Below are 16,240 nucleotides of genomic sequence, written 5' to 3'. Positions count from 1 at the left end.
TCTCTCTAAGGTGGGTAGTTGCTTGGTAGGTACACCCAAAATCTGAGTTCCTACAGTTATAAGACGTGGCCCGGCGGGTATTCCTCACGGTTAAGTGCCTATTAACTTTTCCGGCCCCAGACCAAGCGACGGAACCGGCAGCCCAAACACCTGACGCAAAGCCAGCCGGGCTGCGTGGAATCCGCTCATCCCGTGCACTCCCGGCCCGGGCGGCGTCGACGCTGAACAGAGGTACACCCCATCGAGCGGGGTCCGCCAGGGAGACAGGGACAGCACGGGTCGCGCGACCATCTGGCGGAGGGTCACTGCGCCGCCACCGAAGTCACCCCCCACATAGTTGGCGTTGGAAGTTCCCAGCTCAGCCGCCGTCGTCGTGAAGGAGCGCACGACGACGTCGCGGAACCCGGGAGCGAAGCGTTCGATCTGGGCGGTGACGGCATCGACCATGTCACGGGTCGACCCGCTCGGCACATGGCAGTAGGTCCAGAGAATGTGGCGTCCCGCGGGGGCCCGCGATGGATCGAAGAGTGACGGTTGGGACAGCAACACGTAGGGGCTTTCCGGGTGGTTCCCTGCAGCGACCTGGGATTCGGAGGCGGCGATCTCGGCCCGCGTTCCTCCCAGGTGCACGGTTCCGGCGCGCGCCACGGCGGGATTGCTCCACGGCACGGGGCCGGAAAGGATGAAGGCAACCTTGCAGGCGCCATCGCCGAACCGGAAGCGCTGCAGCGCCCGTTCGTAGCTGCGCGGTAACCGGCCTGCTGCCAACTGGAGGACCGAGGGAGGAGCCACGTCGAGCAGGACAGTCGGCACACCGCTGAGCTCCGAGAGTGACCGGACAGTGTGGTCGGTGACAATTTCGCCGCCGTGCGCCCGGAGGTCGTCGGCCATCGCGTTGGCAATTGATTGCGATCCGCCCATCGGGATGGGCCACCCGCCGGCGTGGGCCAGCGCCCCCAACGCCAGCCCGGCCCCCGCAGAGGGGAGGGACGGGAGGCGGCCCACCGGGTGCGCAGCGACACCGGTGAACAGAGCGGCTGCCGCGTCGGTGCTGAACCGCCGGTTCCACAGTGGGGTCCCCTGATCCAGCGCCGCCGCGGCAAATCTCATCGCGACCCCCGGATGGCGAGGAACCCGCAGCAGGTGGTTCAACGCGACGTCGAGGGTGCCTTCGATGTCCCGCACCAGCGGTTCCATCAGGCGGCGGTAAGCGGGGCCATCCTGACCGAGGCCGGCGATGGTACGCCCGAGGTCGCGAAAAGCCACGCCCGCCCGGCCACCGTCGAGCGGGTGCGCGTAGGAGACCTCCGGAACCGTGAAGTCGACGCGCCGCTGCAGGTCAAACTGGGAGAAAAACGGCGAGGCGATAGCCATGGGATGTACGGCTGAGCAGAGGTCGTGCAGATGCTCCGGAACGAGTTCACCGGTGCGGGCTCCCCCACCGATGGTGGCCGCCGCCTCGTAGACCCTCACGCTGAGTCCCGCCCTGGCAAGGACGACGGCGGCCGCCAGCCCATTGGGCCCCGATCCGACAACCGCTGCGTCAGTCACCGTGGTTCCGCCGTCGCACCAGTGAGGCGGCACGAGCCCTGGTCGAGGCAACCACTGAACGGGCCACCCTAGGCAGGGTGCGCCGCGCCTTGAGTGCGGCGGCGACCGCCCGGTAACGCAGTGGGCTCAGGGGAATGTCGTAGGTGGTGGGCACGTCCACTACATTCCTGGAGAAGTTTCGTTTGAAGGTGGTCACATTGATGAGCTGCGGGTAGTTGTCGCTCACGATGCCCGTCAGCCCGCAGCTGTGGTTACCGGCCACCTTGAGTTCCCTGAAGGCGTGCCACAGCAACAGGTAGGGCGCAAAGATTTTCCGCGCGGCGTGGGTACTCGCCGCGAAGTAGTACACCGAATATCCGCGGTACTCGGTCGTGATGAGCCAGCTGATGGCCTGTCCGTCAAGATAGGCCACCATCAGGCGAAGGTGATCGCCCAACTGTTCGAGGAGCTCTTCGTAGTAGGCGGACCCGAAGCTGGTGAATCCATCCCTGGCGGCGGTCTCCTCGAGGATGGGAAACAGGTCGCTTCTGAAGACGGTGCGCCACTCGGCCCGGTCGATGCTGCGGATCTCGACGCCAGCCCGTTCGGCCCGGCGGATACTGTTGCGGGCGTTGGGGCGGAACGACTTGTAGATGTCTGCTTCGCCGGGGGTGAGGTCGACAACGATTTCCCGCTCGTACCACCCGTGCTCGATGGGCCCAGTGGCCAGATCCTGTGGATGGTGCACCTGCTGCCGGACGTATAGCGGGCTGATGCCGGGATCCGCACTGAACTGTTCCCGGACGGTCCTCATCAGCCGTGCCTCGGCAGCGGGGGTACGGTCGGCAAACCAGACGGGCCCGTTAACGACGACCAGTGAATTCCTGAAACGCCTCGTGCTCCACAGGAAACTGGCGACGGCAATCAGGGTGGCGCCGTCGTAGTACGACCAGATGCCGTACGGCGTGCGCCCGCGGCTGGCCTCGAAGGCCGCCCACTGGGGCGTTTGTTCCAGGGGGATCACCACCGTCGGATGGGCAGCTGATATGGCCTCGAAGTCTTCCGTGCTGAGTTTCTCAAAGCGAAGGCCAACTGCGGTCACGGGTGATCTTTCAGTTCAAGGGTAGGACGGCTCAAGCCTACCCGAGGACGTATCAGGGCGAAGTGGCCGCTGGGCTGCGGCGGTCGGCAGCTCGGTCGAATGGGCCACCCTGCGGGTCGTCAATGTCGAGGCGCCGCACCGGGTCCTGGCCCGGCTCAAGGATGCCCTCCACCACTCGAAACATAATATATGCCATAGCTAACATATGTCCGAAAACGGCGAGTAAGTAGTATGGGAGGTCAATGTTGTTCTGGGCTGCTCCGCTGCTCGACTCCCGGCCGAGATACACCATCAGAGCCCACCAGTGGCCGGCTTCGAGAAGTTGCCAGGTGAGGAAGGTTCGCCATTTTGGGTACGCCAGTGCCACCAGGGGAATCATCCAGATCGCGTGCTGTGGGGAGTATCCCTTGGCGGTCAAGATCAATGCCCCCACCAAAAGGACCGTCAGTTGCGCGAGCCGTGGCCTGCGGGGAGCGAGCAGCGCGAGCGCGACGATGCCGCCGCAGGCCAGAACAAACCCAAGGGTCGACACCACCGAGATAGCGGCGGAGTCCAGTTCCCTGCCGCCGGTACGTGCCGCCAAGGCGTTGTAGGCGAACCACACCGAGGAATGGTCTGCCCCCTGCGTCAGGTAGCCAGTGATCTGGGCCACCCACGCCTGGGGATTAGACAGAGTGAAGGGGAGGTTCACGGCCACCCAGGTCCCACCAAGCACCGCTCCGGTCATCACGGCACCACTGGTTTCGCGGGTGCGCACCGCCAGCACGGCCACCGCCCCGAAGATCAACACCGGGTAGCCGGCGATCGCAGTGCCCAGGCCGAGAAAGGCGCCCGCCGCTGCAAACTGGCTGCGGGCGAAGGACAACATACCGAGGGCGGCGAGCATCACCGCCCACAGGTCCCAGCCGACAAAACCGGCGAGGATGATCATGGGCGCGACCGCAACCATGGCGGCGTCCCACGGCCTTCGGTGGGTCATTCGTACGGTCACGCAGGCAGTGACGAGCCACGCCGCCACAGCCAACACCGAGTGGAGGTCGTAGTAGAGCAGGGTGCTCCCCGGAGGGACCAGGTTTGCCGTCACACCCGCAAACCCACCGGTCAGCGCCGAGTGCCCCAGCTGAAGGAAGGGGATACCCTCACCCACCTGATTGAATGCCTCGGGCCATTGCGAATAGCACGCCATGTAGTACTGGTCGGGCCCAACCCATCCCTCGATCCGGCACGGGTTTTTGATAAGGACGGCGAGTACCGCCGCCACGGTCGTCAGAAGGACCAGCACCCGTTCCATGGTGAACGTCCCCGGGTCGATCCTGCCCGGACTGGTTCGGAGCCCGAGGGGTCCACCGATCAATTCGGTGAAGTTCCGCAGCAGCGCATCAGCGCGCGACGGCACCGAGATGCGTACCGGCCGACGCCGGGACTGACCGGTTCCCATCCCTGAATCCTACCGAGCTGCGGCAAGGGTAAACATCGAGCTTCCCTGATATATCAGGGAGCTGGAATGCTTCGGGACAATCCTGTGTTGAGAATAAGAAGTAGACTGGATTAGCTGCTCGGTCCGTTACGGGAGAAATCCGGCGGGTCGACAATGAGAAGTGATTCAAGAGGAGAACAGTGGGAACTAACCCCATTAGGGTAGCAATCGTCGGTGTCGGCAACTGTGCGGCGTCACTGGTGCAGGGCGTACATTACTACCGGGATGCTGATGCCACCGCGTCAATCCCCGGCCTGATGCACGTGGAGTTCGGCAAGTATCACGTCAATGACGTCGAGTTTGTTGCCGCATTCGACGTCGACGGTAAGAAGGTGGGCCTGGACCTAGCCGACGCCATCGGTGCCAGCGAGAACAACACCATCAAGATTGCCGATGTACCCCCAACCGGCATCAAGGTCCAGCGGGGCCACACCCTCGACGGTCTGGGCAAGTACTACCGCGAGACCATCGTGGAGTCCGACGCCGAGCCGGTCGACGTCGTCGCCGAACTTACCGCCAACAATGTTGATGTCATGGTGTGCTACCTGCCCGTCGGATCGGAAGACGCGGCTCGGTTCTACGCCCAGTGCGCCATTGACGCCAAGGTTGCGTTCGTCAACGCCCTGCCTGTATTTATCGCCGGGACCAAGGAGTGGGCCGACAAATTCACTGCGGCCGGTGTGCCAATCGTCGGCGACGACATCAAAAGCCAGATCGGTGCGACCATCACCCACCGTGTTATGGCGAAGCTCTTCGAAGACCGCGGCGTCACGCTGGACCGCACCTACCAGCTCAACGTTGGCGGCAACATGGACTTCAAGAACATGCTGGAGCGGGACCGCCTTGAATCCAAGAAGGTCTCCAAGACGCAGGCTGTGACCTCCAACGTGCAGGCTGACCTGGGCGAACGCAACGTCCACATCGGCCCATCCGACTATGTTGCCTGGCTCGATGACCGCAAGTGGGCCTTTGTCCGCCTGGAAGGGCGCAACTTCGGCGATGCGCCCGTGTCCCTTGAGTACAAGCTTGAGGTCTGGGACTCTCCCAACTCGGCAGGTGTGATTATCGACGCCATCCGCGCCGCGAAAATCGCCATGGACCGCGGCATTGGTGGACCCCTGCTCTCCGCATCCAGCTACTTCATGAAGTCACCACCGGAGCAGTTCGCTGATGATATCGCCCACGAAAAGGTAGAGGCCTTCATCCGCGGGGAACTCGACCGCTAACCCCGGCTAACCTTCCGCATCGCCCTGAGGGTCGACCGTGCATCACACACGGTCGGCCCTTCGGTGTTTAGCCGGTTAGAAAAGGCCCACCGCGCCGCCGTCGTCGTCGACGTCCATCCGCATCGCGGCCGGATCCTTCGGCAGCCCCGGCATGGTCATGACCGTGCCCGTCAGCGCCACAATGAATCCGGCACCGGTTTTGGTGATCAGATCGCGCACATGCACAGTGAACCCTTTCGGCGCTCCGAGCACTGAGGGATCGTCGGAGAACGAGTACTGGGTCTTCGCCATACAGACCGGCAGCCCGCCCCAGCCGTTGGCTTCGATCTCGGCGAGCCGGCGCAGTGCCGGCACCGAAAAGTCGACGCCGTCGGCTCCGTAAATCTCCTGCACAATAGTGCGGATCTTATCTTCGACCGAAAGCTCCAACGGATACAGGTGATGGAAATCCTGCGGCCCGTCCAACGCGGTGAACACCTTTGCCGCCAGCTCGTCCCCGCCGGACCCGCCACCACCCTGCCCCCACACATCGGCCACGGCTGCCGGGATGCCGGCGGTGGCGCACCAGGCGAGCAGCCACTCAAGCTCCTCGTCGGTGTCGGTCGCGAACCGGTTGATAGCCACCACCGGTGAGATGCCAAACTTCTCGACATTATGGACATGGCGCCGCAGATTGGCCACACCCGACTCAAGCGCGGCCCTGTTGGGTTCCTTCAGGTCGGTTTTGGCCACCCCGCCGTGCATTTTGAGTGCACGGATGGTCGCGACGATGACGACAGCGGCCGGAGCCACATCCGCGTACCGCGCCTTGATGTCCATAAACTTCTCCGCGCCCAGGTCTGCGCCGAAGCCGGCCTCGGTCACCACAATGTCGGCCAGCTGCCGGGCGGTGCTGGTGGCGATGACCGAGTTGCAGCCGTGCGCAATGTTCGCGAACGGCCCCCCGTGCACGAGGGCCGGGGTGCCGGCGATGCTCTGCACCAGGTTCGGTTTGATCGCGTCGCGCAGCAGCAGGGTAAGGGCTCCCTCGACGCCGAGGTCGCCGACAGTGACGGGTTTGCGGTCAAACGTGTAGCCGAAGGTGATGCGCGCCAGCCGCTGCTTGAGGTCCCGCAGGTCCGAGGCCAGACAGAACACGGCCATGATCTCCGAGGCGACAGTGATGTCGAAGCCGTCCTGGCGGGGGGTGCCCTGGGTGGGACCGCCCAACCCAATCACCACGTCCCGCAGTGCCCGGTCATTCATGTCGAGCACCCGCTTGAAGGTGATCCGGCGTGGATCGATGTTCAGCTGGTTGCCCTGATAAATATGGTTGTCCACCAACGCCATCAGCGCGTTGTTCGCCGAGGTGACCGCGTGAAAGTCACCAGTGAAATGCAGGTTAATGTCCTCCATGGGCAGGACCTGCGAGTATCCGCCGCCGGTCGCGCCGCCCTTCATGCCCAGGATCGGGCCCAGTGACGGCTCGCGCAAGGCAATCATGACGTTGCGCCCAGCGCGTGCAAGGGAATCGGCGAGTCCGACGGTGCAGGTCGATTTTCCTTCACCCGCCGGTGTGGGGCTCATCGCGGTGACCAGCACCACCTTGCCCGGTGACTTCGCGGGGTTCGGGAGGAGCTTGGCGGTGTCGATCTTGGCTTTGTAGCGACCGTAGTGTTCGAGCGCGGCGATCGGAATGCCTGCTTTTGTGGCGATCTCATCGATGGGTTGGATGTCGGCGTTGCGAGCGACATCCAGATCGCTCGCTGGCGTGGGCAAAGACTTCATTGTCGAACAGTCCTCTGGGCTTGTGGCGCGTCAGGATTGAGTCTTGTGATGCCGCAGGTCTGGGCACAGCGTCAAATCTACCAGCGGTGTGCCGGGGGTCAGTGGAGCCCTGACTGCTCCAATAGGTACTCAATCATGGGCTCGTAGAGTCCAGGGCAGAGATTGTCGTCCAGCGGTACAGCAACCTTCAGTTGGCCTTCCGCCTCCGATACGAACAGGCCCGGGTCGTTGCAGTCGGCGAAGCCCAGGGCCGCAATCCCCGCACTGGCGGCATAACCGGCCCAGCCGTGGTCGGCGACCACCAGGTCGGGTGCCGGCTCCCCGTTCGCCGCCAGCAGGTCGAGGCTCAATTGCATCGGCTCCGGTGAATGGGTGTGCACCAGACCGCCATGCTGATGCCAGACCAGTACCCCAAAGAGTTGCCGGATATCGCCCTGCCGGAACGCCTGGCCCTCCGGAACGTCGACCACAGTGGCGCCAGACTGTCGGGCGGCAGCGGCGAGGGCCGCGTGGACTGGGAGCAGTCCCGCCGGGTGACCGGTCGCGAACAGAATGCGTTGCCCCGCCGCCACCGCGGCGCCGAACACCGAACCAAACCGGTCCAGGGCGGCCACGCAGTTGGCTGAGCCAATAGTGTCCTGTCCGGCCAGATGACCGCGGTCCGGGTTAATCCCTACGCGATCACGCATCAGGTCGAACACCTCGTCGAACACCCACTGGCGAGTGGTGCGGACGCCGAACTCGAGGTGTTCGCTGCCCTCAAGGAACAACTGCATGTGCCGGAGGTTATCTTCGCGGGGTGTGGCGACATTCCCCGTGATTCGGACAGAGTCGAGGTAGGCGGCAAGTTCAGCGGAGTTCACCAGTCCATCCTAGGTGAGCCGCCCGGCCCGGTGGGAGCGCGCCCGAAGGTCAGCGGGCGGCTGCCTCCTGGAAACGTTCGACGGCGGTGCGGTAACTTTGCGCGGTGAGGAGCGCGGTCCGCTGCCACCCGAAAGCAAGCGCGTGAATCGCGGCGCCGCGGCCCAGCGAGGCGCGGGTGTTGGCGTCGTCGTACATGGTTTCCAGGGCGGCCGACCAGAGCGCCGGTGTGTGTCCGTTGACCAGCGTGCCGGTGCGGCCGTCGCTGATTGCCTGCGGCAATCCTCCCACGTTGGCTGCGAGGACCGGTGTGCCGCAGGCCTGGGCCTCCAGGGCCACCAGGCCGAAGGATTCGGTAAAGGAGGGCATTGCCACGAGATCCGCTGCCCGGAACCAGTGCGCCAACTGGGTGGCCTGCACCGGGGGGTAGAGGCGCACCGTGTCCTGCAGCCCGGCGTCGTCGATGAGTGGTTGCAGCCGCAGGGCTTCAGCACCGCTGCCGGAGCCAAGGACACTCAGTTGCAAGGGAATATCGGGACGGCGGGCGGCGAGGTCTGCGGCAGCGGCGACCAGCACCTGCGGTCCCTTCAGTTTCTGGATGCGTCCGGCGAAAACCACGTGAAACGCGTCAGGCGAGAAGTTCAGGGATGCCCTAGACTCCTCACGGGACACCGGGTTGAACGTATCCAGGTCAACTCCCGGCGCCACAATGTCCACACGTTCGGGCACGGCGCCGTACAGGGATTCGAGCTCCGCCGCCTCGGTGCTGGTATTGGCGATGAGCCTGGACGCGCCGTCGACGATCGCCTGTTCACCAGCAACCCGCACCTCCGGCTCAGGCGTCCCACCCGCGTGCAGACGAATGTTCTTGACCCGGCCCATGGTGTGCATCGAGTGGACCAGGGGAAGGTTCAGGCCGGCGCTGACGGTCAGCCCAACGCTCCCGGACACCCAATAGTGGGAGTGGATGACATCAAAGTGACCATCTGCCAGCAGATCGGTGACCTCGGCGATGGCATCGGTAAATGACTCCGACAAGCCCGGCAGTTGCTCTTTGGGCACCTTGCGCTGGGGGCCGGCTCGCAGGTGTCTGACCATGACACCCGGGGCGAGCTCTTCTGAGTGGGGTTGACCTTCGGAAGCCGCGCGGGTGAAGATCTCGACGTCGATTCCCACGCGGGCCAACTCGAGGGCCAGCGACCGCACGTAGACGTTCATTCCGCCGGCGTCACCGGCGCCGGGCTGATCCAACGGGGAAGTGTGAAGAGAGAGCATTGCCACACGTTTTACCGGAGGCACTGGAACTCCTCTCGCATGAATGTCCCGGAAAATTACCAGGCGCTCGTATTGTCGGGCAGTTAGCTGCCGCTATTGACCCTATAACGTGCTGTGCGGGCTGCACATTCCGCGCGGGTCTGCGGCGCACTGTGTTGGCCGCCGCAGTTAACGGCGGAAGCCCGCGCTGGGAAGCGCGGGCTTCTCTGATGGTAAGACTGATGACTTGCATCAAGTCCTCCTTCGCGGTCGTTGAGTCAGGTCAGAAAGGGTCTATTCGCAGGGCGGACGAACCAGCTACTTGATGTGCATGGTGTGCTGCGGCAGGAGAAAACGGTCAATAGAATCCCTCGCGGACGGCGGAGGTGGGGCGGGTATTCGGCTCCATAAGGCAATGCCGTCCCTTAGCTTCTTCAACATGAGGTGTACCTCCTCCCGGTGGGCGTAGTTGGGCATGACGGTCACTGGCGAACTGGGCGTCCCCACCTCCGGATCTCCGGTGGAGGTGAAACTGCCGGCCATGATGAACTCGCCATGCTGGCGACCTGTGGGGGGTGGGGTGGGTGGGGTGGGTGCAGCGACCGATTCCGGCGACGGGGATGGCGACGCGGACGGGGATGGGTGGCTGGTGAGCGCAGTTGACACAGGGGTCTCCAGGATGTGGTGGGTTACGAAAGGGTCCTCGAACGAGGTTCGCGTGCAAAACAGCGCACGGGCAGTAAGACGGAGGGCGCCTGAGCAAAAAGGGTGTGCCGAAAGAGACCCGCCGACCGAAACCTGGACGGGCGGAAAGTTCAGCAGTTAGTTAGTGCGCAGCAACGACGGAGGTCGGACCGGTATACGCGATAAACGATCGGCGTAATTTTGTATTCACAGTTCCCACCTCCCTTTCTTGTAGTGCGCGAATAGAGACAGCGCCAGGATTTTCTCATCAAATTTTCGATTGATAACTCCCAATGGCACAAATCAAAGCTACCCCACGGTATGCCCGACCGGCTAGGGCTTTAGCCGATAATCTTCAGAAAATTTACCGAGCCCGGAACTTTACCGCCAGGGCGCTTTCGCTGACACGCCCCCAGGCCCTTCACGGCTAGGCTGGCAGCACCCGCCACTGCGGGTCCAAAACACCGGGATGAGGGCGATTGTGGAACGGGTCCGCGAACTCGATGCGCTACGTGCCTTCGCGCTTTTCGGCATCCTGGCAGTGAACATCTGGTACTTCGCCGACCCCTGGACGCTCTCGGGCGACCTCAGCCCCGATCATCGGTCGACGTCGGACACAGCCGTCCGGTTTGTTGCCACCACGATGTTTGAGGGCAAGTTCTATATCCTCTTTTCGTTCCTCTTCGGATATAGCTTTGTTCTGCAGGAGCGAGCGGCCCATCGGATGGGCGCGTCGCCGGCACCGCGAACTTTGCGTCGGCTGGCTGGCCTGGCAGTCCTGGGCCTGGCCCATGGCCTCCTGCTGTATTACGGCGACATCCTCCTGACCTACGCCGTGATGGGGTTGGTTCTCCTTGGCCTGCGGGCCATCAGTCCGCGAGCTGCCATCCTGACAGCGGCGGGCATCATCGTTGGCATGGCGGCCCTGCTCATCGTGGTCGGCGGCATTGTCGCTATGTTCAACCTGCCACCGGGCGACGGCGCAGTGCCGGCCCCCGACGTCGCGGCGATCACCTCAGAACCAGGAGCAGCCCTGGCCGCCAATATTGAGGGCTACCTGGTCGCGTTTCCCTCCGTGCTGTTTTTCCAGGGACCACTGGCGTTGGCCATGTTTTTGCTCGGTCTCGCCACGGCCCGGACTGGACTACTTGAACGGCCGATCAGCAGCACCGCCCTGCGCCGCACCGCCCTGCTTTGCCTGCCGATTGGCCTGCTCGCTGCAGGGGGCCAGTCCTACCTCCTCTACTATGCGGACCGTGACCGGTTTTCTCTGCTCACCACCGGCATCACCACACTGACCGCCCCGCTGGTGACCGCAGGCTACGTATGTTTGTTGCTGCTGCTGTTCCGCTCACCACCCGGTCAGGCTATCCTCGGCGTAATGGCGCCGGCCGGTCGGATGGCACTGACCAATTATGTAGGCCAGTCCCTCGTCCTCGCCGTAGTATTCACCGGATTTGGGCTGGGCCTGGCCAACGTCCTGGCGCCTGCGCTGGTGCTGGGCGTCGTCGTCGTCGTGTTCGGTGCCCAACTGGCGCTCAGCCGACTCTGGCTCGCACGATTCGCCGTGGGTCCCCTGGAGGCGGTGCTGCGGCTGGTCACCTACTCCTCAAGGGGCAGGGGTAGGTGGGATGACCATGGAATTCGTTAGAGATTCCAGTGCACAATGGCGGGCGTCCGCTTGTCCCAGCCCAGAGCACAGACTGCTGCGGTGCCCAGGACAAAGCGGCGTCCCTGCGCCGGGCCAAGCTCGAGCCAGCGCGCAGCGACTACCCGGAGGAAGTGGCCGTGTGCCACCAGCAGCACATGGCGGGCTGGCTGCGCTGAAGCATCCCGGTCGGCCGGGGTGCCGCACCCTGCCTGCACCAGGGACACCACCTGGTCGGCCCGGTCAGCAACCTGAGCGAGCGTTTCCCCGTTTGGCACACCGTCGTTCCAGATGAGGTAACCGGGATTCTCCGCCCGGACATCGGCGCTGTTACGGCCCTCGTTGTCTCCGTAATCCCACTCATGGGCGTACGGCAGGATGTGCGGGTCGGGGAATCCCGCCAGCTGGGCTGTCCGGACAGCTCGCTGCAACGGTGAGGACAGCACCACGTCGAACGTGATCCCTTCAAGGTGCCGCGCCGCGGCGACCGCCTGCTGCTCTCCGATGTTGGTCAGCGGAAGATCCGTGAGGCCAGTGTAGTTGCCGTCCCGGGACCATTCAGTCTCGCCATGGCGGAGCAGCCACAGCTGCGGTAGAGGCGTGCCGGCGGGTGTCAGGTCCGCTGAAGCGGCGCCGGAAAGACTCATGACGTCGCCGCCTCGGATTGCAGCGCCCACCAGGCCCGAAGCTTCGACTCGGCTTCCGCTGCGGAATGCGGTCCGTGTTCCATTCGTTCCTCCAGCAAGAATCGGTAGGCCCTGCCCACCACCGGACCGGGTTTAATGTCCAGGAGACCCATGATCTGGGCGCCGTCGAGATCCGGTCTGATGGATTCCAGCTCTTCCTGTTCGGCCAGCTCAGCAATCCGCGCCTCGAGGTCGTCATAGGCAAATGCCAACCGCTCGGCCTTGCGTTGGTTTCGGGTAGTGACATCGGACCGGGTCAAACGATGTAACCGCTCCAGCAGGGTACCGGCGTCGTTGACATACCTGCGCACCGCCGAGTCCGACCAGCCCGCCTCGCCGTAACCATAAAACCGCATATGCAACTCCACCAGGCGCGCCACCGCCTTGATCGAATCGTTATCAAACCGGAGGGCCTTCATCCGCCTGGCAGTGAGCTTGGAACCCACCATGTCGTGATGGCGGAAGCTCACTGCCCCAGACGGCTCAAATTTCCGTGTGGCTGGCTTGCCGACGTCGTGCATCAACGCCGCAAACCGCAGCACGAAATCGGGGCCTGGTACCGCTCCGTCCGGGCCCGTTTCAAGGCGGCACGCCTGTTCAAGGACGGTCAGTGAGTGCTGGTACACGTCCTTATGCCGGTGGTGCTCGTCGATCTCGAGCCGCAGGGCGGAAACCTCCGGCAGGACGAATTCTGCCAGCCCACTCTCCACCATCACATCAATGCCCCGCTGGGGGGCATCCCCCAGCATCAGCTTCACCAGTTCTTCGCGAACCCGTTCCGCGGAGATGATGGTGATGCGCTGAGCCATTTCCAGCATCGCTTCCGACACCTCGGGCGCCACCTCAATCCCCAGCTGGGAGACGAATCGTGCAGCGCGCATCATCCGCAGTGGATCGTCCGAGAACGACGACGACGGCGTGCCGGGGGTGCGCAGAACACCCGCCCGTAGGTCCTTGACACCGCCGTAAGGATCGACCAGTTCCATTGATGGAAGCCGGAGCGCCATGGCGTTGATCGTGAAGTCCCGGCGGAGGAGGTCGTCCTCCAGCGTGTCCCCGAAGGCGACGATCGGATTGCGAGATGCCGGGTCATACGCTTCGGCCCGGTACGTCGTCACTTCGATCATGAAGCTGCCCTTACGGAGCCCGATAGTGCCAAAGTCCCTACCGATTTCCCAATAGGAGTCGGCCCACCTGCGAATCACTGCGAGAGTCTGGTCCGGATTTGCATCACTGGTGAAGTCCAGATCCGGGGAGGTTCGCTTCAGGAAGAGATCGCGCACCGGCCCGCCCACCAGGGACAGTTCGTGTCCGGCAGCGACGAACAGCTGTCCCAATTCGGTAACAACCGGAGGAAGCGGGGCGGTCAGGGTTGAGTCGTCTAGCAAGTGCACCATAGTGCTTTAAGGGTGCCAGATGACACGGAAAACTCCACTATGAGGCCGCGAGGCGTCGTTCGTGCCCGACACGCGGGAACCGGCGCGAGGAGACGGCGAAGGCCAGTTGTCGTCATCGACTGAAGCGAAAGATCGTTAGAGTAGTCTGCGTGGACCGTCCTGTTCCGAGCGCACCAAAGCGGACCCCGTTGACAGTGTCAATGGGCAGCGTCGGCGCGCCACAGGTGCATCATTCGCTCCCGACCGTTGAAGAAGTCTCATCCGGTGGAATAGTGGTCGATACGTCCGATGATTTCTTTAACGTGGCCATCATCGCGCGGTTGAACCGGGGCGGCCGTCTTGAGTGGTGTCTCCCGAAGGGCCACCCTGAGGGCAGCGAAAACAACTCAGAGGCCGCGGTCCGGGAAATTGAGGAAGAAACTGGAATCCAGGGCCGGATCATTACCGCCCTGGGCAGCATCGACTACTGGTTTACCGTTAGCGGACACCGCGTCCACAAGACTGTCCATCACTACCTGTTGATCGCCACGGGTGGTCACCTGACCATCGAAAACGACCCCGACCACGAAGCCGTGGACGTGGCGTGGGTTCCGCTTGCAGACCTGGGAAAGAAACTATCCTTCCCTAACGAGCGCCGCATCGCGGATCTTGCCCGGGAAGTTTTGCCGGACTACCTCTGACCCCGGGTCAACTCCGCCGGGCCAGTGGTGAGACGATAGACAACGATGTCGGACTCAAACACAGCCTCCCTCCCCGTCCAGGATGCTGGGGTTTTACCCAGCCGCGCGAACCATCCTGGCGACGCCGCAGCTCCAGCCACCGACGCCGGTGGCAAGCACGCTCGTCCCGCGGCGCCAGACACGACGGCCCGCTCAAGCGCAATCATGGCGGCTGGAACCCTTGTTTCGCGCGTGCTCGGACTGGTTCGGGTAGCCCTCCTCGCGACGGCGCTCGGAGCATCCGGCGGAGTGGTGGATGCGTTCTCCATTGCCAATGGGTTGCCGAACTTCATCTATCTCATGGTGGCCGGCGGCGTGTTCAACGCTGTTCTGGTTCCCCAAATCATCAAGGCCACTCAGAGCCCGGATCGCGGCGCGGACTTCATCAGTCGTCTCATCACACTCGCTGTGATCGTCCTGGTGGTGCTGACGGCCCTGGTGACACTTGCTGCGCCGCTGATCACCTCGCTCGTCACGGATTTTTCCGGCGACCGGTTGGCGCTGGCCACCATTTTTGCCTACTGGTGTTTGCCGCAAATCTTTTTCTACGGCCTCTACGCGATTATCGGACAGGTGCTCAACGCCAACGGATCCTTCGGGCCTTACATGTGGGCGCCGGTAGCCAACAATATTGTGTCGATCACAGCGCTAGTGGCGTTCATCGTGCTGATGGGCTCGCAAATCGACAGCTCCCACACGCCAGAATCCTGGACCTCTTCCCAGACCTTACTGCTGGCCGGCGGAACCACCCTCGGAATCGTCATTCAGTCCCTCGTCCTGCTCTGGCCCTTGAAACGGCTTGGGCTGGGACTCAAACCAACCTTCGGCTGGCGAGGGGTGGGATTGGGTCGCACCGGGAAGCTGGCTTCCATCACCATCATCACCATGCTGGTCGGGAACGGGTTATACCTGGTCAATATCCGCGTCGCGTCTATCGCCGCTGAGGCCCGCCCAGATTATCTCGCCCGCGTGCCACCCCAACAAATTGCCGGCCCGTTCAATCTGGATATCGGCACCATGGTGTATGTGCTGCCGCATTCGGTGATTGCGCTGTCCATTGCCACCGTCATGTTTAATCAGCTGGCGGCGGCGCACAACAACAACGATCTTGCGCTGATCAGGGAGACGCTCTCGCGAGGGCTGCGCATCATGGGCGTGGCGACAGTGTTCGGTGCTGCGGTCCTCCTTGCGCTGGCTGTGCCACTCGGCATGCTGTTCTCGGGTGGGATTCGCCCGGACGGGGCACTCAACGCGGTGCTCATCACCCTGCTGGCCGTCGGCGCGCCCTTCCTCAGCGCCAACTTCTTCCTCAATCGGGTGTTTTATGCCGCTGAAGATGCTGTCACACCACTGCGGATTCAGCTCATCCTTTCGGTCGTCGGTGTTAGCCTTGCGCTCATCTCCGGAACTTTCGCGCCTGAATACATTGTTCCGCTGCTTGCCCTCAGCTTCACCCTGGGCAACGTGATCGCCGTCGTCGTGAGCCACGCGTTCCTGGTGCGCAAAATCGGTTCGTATGGTGCCGGGCACGTGTACGACGTGCACGTACGCCTCGCTCTTGCCGGCATGGTTGCCGCCGCCGCTGGCGCTGGAGCGCTCTGGCTCTTCGGGGGGTACAGTCCTGACGGTTTCGTCTGGCGGTCGGTACCTGCCGGATTCATCACGTTGGCAATCTGCGGGATCCTGATGACGGGGGTCTACCTGGTCATGCTGAAGGTTCTGCGGATCAGGGAGCTGGACGAGTTTCTGGCTCCCTTGCTGGCGAGGTTTAGCCGGGCCAAATGATCCCAGCCCCGGCGTGCGCCGGGAAAACCAGGGTATCGGCCGAACTGACCGGTAACATTGGTAGGAATCATCTGGAGCCTATTTGACGTGTTGAACGGGGAGCC

General features: G+C 63.4%; 13 protein-coding genes. 4 read left to right on the top strand and 9 right to left on the bottom strand.

Annotated elements, in window-relative coordinates; all coding sequences use genetic code 11:
• Positions 1-90: 90 nt before the first annotated feature.
• From ACX80G_RS10065 to ACX80G_RS10055, 3 genes are read right to left on the bottom strand one after another with little or no spacing between them, the layout of a single operon-like run.
• Positions 91-1,551: a phytoene desaturase family protein gene (locus ACX80G_RS10065; RefSeq protein WP_459307500.1), complete on the bottom strand. Its 1,461-nt coding sequence runs from the start codon at positions 1,549-1,551 to the stop codon at positions 91-93.
• On the bottom strand, positions 1,544-2,632 hold the full coding sequence (locus tag ACX80G_RS10060) for a lipid II:glycine glycyltransferase FemX (RefSeq protein WP_459307499.1): 1,089 nt from the start codon (positions 2,630-2,632) through the stop codon (positions 1,544-1,546). Before ACX80G_RS10060 ends, ACX80G_RS10065 begins: the two co-directional genes overlap by 8 nt.
• Before the next feature lie 52 nt (positions 2,633-2,684).
• Positions 2,685-4,070 carry a glycosyltransferase family 87 protein gene (locus tag ACX80G_RS10055; RefSeq protein ID WP_459307498.1) on the bottom strand — a complete coding sequence of 462 codons (1,386 nt, stop codon included), beginning with the start codon at positions 4,068-4,070 and terminating at the stop codon, positions 2,685-2,687.
• 179 nt (positions 4,071-4,249) lie between these two features.
• On the opposite strand from ACX80G_RS10055, the gene ACX80G_RS10050 reads away from it, so the two are divergent.
• The gene (locus ACX80G_RS10050; protein ID WP_459307497.1) at positions 4,250-5,335 is read left to right on the top strand and encodes an inositol-3-phosphate synthase; all 1,086 of its coding nucleotides are present in this window, start codon (positions 4,250-4,252) and stop codon (positions 5,333-5,335) included.
• Between the two features lie 75 nt (positions 5,336-5,410).
• Here ACX80G_RS10050 and ACX80G_RS10045 read toward each other — a convergent pair whose 3' ends face one another.
• The 4 genes from ACX80G_RS10045 to ACX80G_RS10030 form a co-directional block, all read right to left on the bottom strand.
• Complete coding sequence (locus ACX80G_RS10045; RefSeq protein WP_459307496.1) at positions 5,411-7,102, bottom strand: formate--tetrahydrofolate ligase; 1,692 nt, start codon at positions 7,100-7,102, stop codon at positions 5,411-5,413.
• A 98-nt stretch (positions 7,103-7,200) separates the two neighbouring features.
• The gene (locus ACX80G_RS10040) at positions 7,201-7,965 is read right to left on the bottom strand and encodes a phosphatase (protein ID WP_459307495.1); all 765 of its coding nucleotides are present in this window, start codon (positions 7,963-7,965) and stop codon (positions 7,201-7,203) included.
• Between the two features lie 49 nt (positions 7,966-8,014).
• Positions 8,015-9,262: a D-inositol-3-phosphate glycosyltransferase gene (mshA, locus tag ACX80G_RS10035; protein WP_459307494.1), complete on the bottom strand. Its 1,248-nt coding sequence runs from the start codon at positions 9,260-9,262 to the stop codon at positions 8,015-8,017.
• Between the two features lie 273 nt (positions 9,263-9,535).
• The gene (locus ACX80G_RS10030) at positions 9,536-9,883 is read right to left on the bottom strand and encodes a hypothetical protein (RefSeq protein WP_459307493.1); all 348 of its coding nucleotides are present in this window, start codon (positions 9,881-9,883) and stop codon (positions 9,536-9,538) included.
• 487 nt (positions 9,884-10,370) lie between these two features.
• Between ACX80G_RS10030 and ACX80G_RS10025 the strand changes: the two genes are divergently transcribed.
• Entirely contained in the window at positions 10,371-11,552 is a 1,182-nt protein-coding gene (locus tag ACX80G_RS10025; protein ID WP_459307492.1) for a DUF418 domain-containing protein, read from the top strand.
• On the opposite strand, the gene ACX80G_RS10020 is transcribed toward ACX80G_RS10025, so the two are convergent.
• Positions 11,549-12,196, bottom strand: coding sequence for a histidine phosphatase family protein (locus ACX80G_RS10020; RefSeq protein ID WP_459307491.1), 648 nt, complete (start codon positions 12,194-12,196; stop codon positions 11,549-11,551). The two genes, ACX80G_RS10025 and ACX80G_RS10020, sit on opposite strands and share 4 nt — an antisense overlap.
• Entirely contained in the window at positions 12,193-13,632 is a 1,440-nt protein-coding gene (locus ACX80G_RS10015; RefSeq protein WP_459307490.1) for a CCA tRNA nucleotidyltransferase, read from the bottom strand. Before ACX80G_RS10015 ends, ACX80G_RS10020 begins: the two co-directional genes overlap by 4 nt.
• 200 nt (positions 13,633-13,832) lie before the next feature.
• Between ACX80G_RS10015 and ACX80G_RS10010 the strand changes: the two genes are divergently transcribed.
• On the top strand, positions 13,833-14,312 hold the full coding sequence (locus tag ACX80G_RS10010; RefSeq protein ID WP_459307624.1) for an NUDIX hydrolase: 480 nt from the start codon (positions 13,833-13,835) through the stop codon (positions 14,310-14,312).
• Between the two features lie 45 nt (positions 14,313-14,357).
• On the top strand, positions 14,358-16,136 hold the full coding sequence (gene murJ / locus ACX80G_RS10005; RefSeq protein WP_459307489.1) for a murein biosynthesis integral membrane protein MurJ: 1,779 nt from the start codon (positions 14,358-14,360) through the stop codon (positions 16,134-16,136).
• Positions 16,137-16,240: the final 104 nt, after the last annotated feature.

The sequence above is a fragment of the Arthrobacter glycogeni genome (assembly GCF_054510815.1).
Note: the sequence above shows the minus strand (reverse complement) of the source record. Positions and strands in the feature narration are given on the sequence as shown.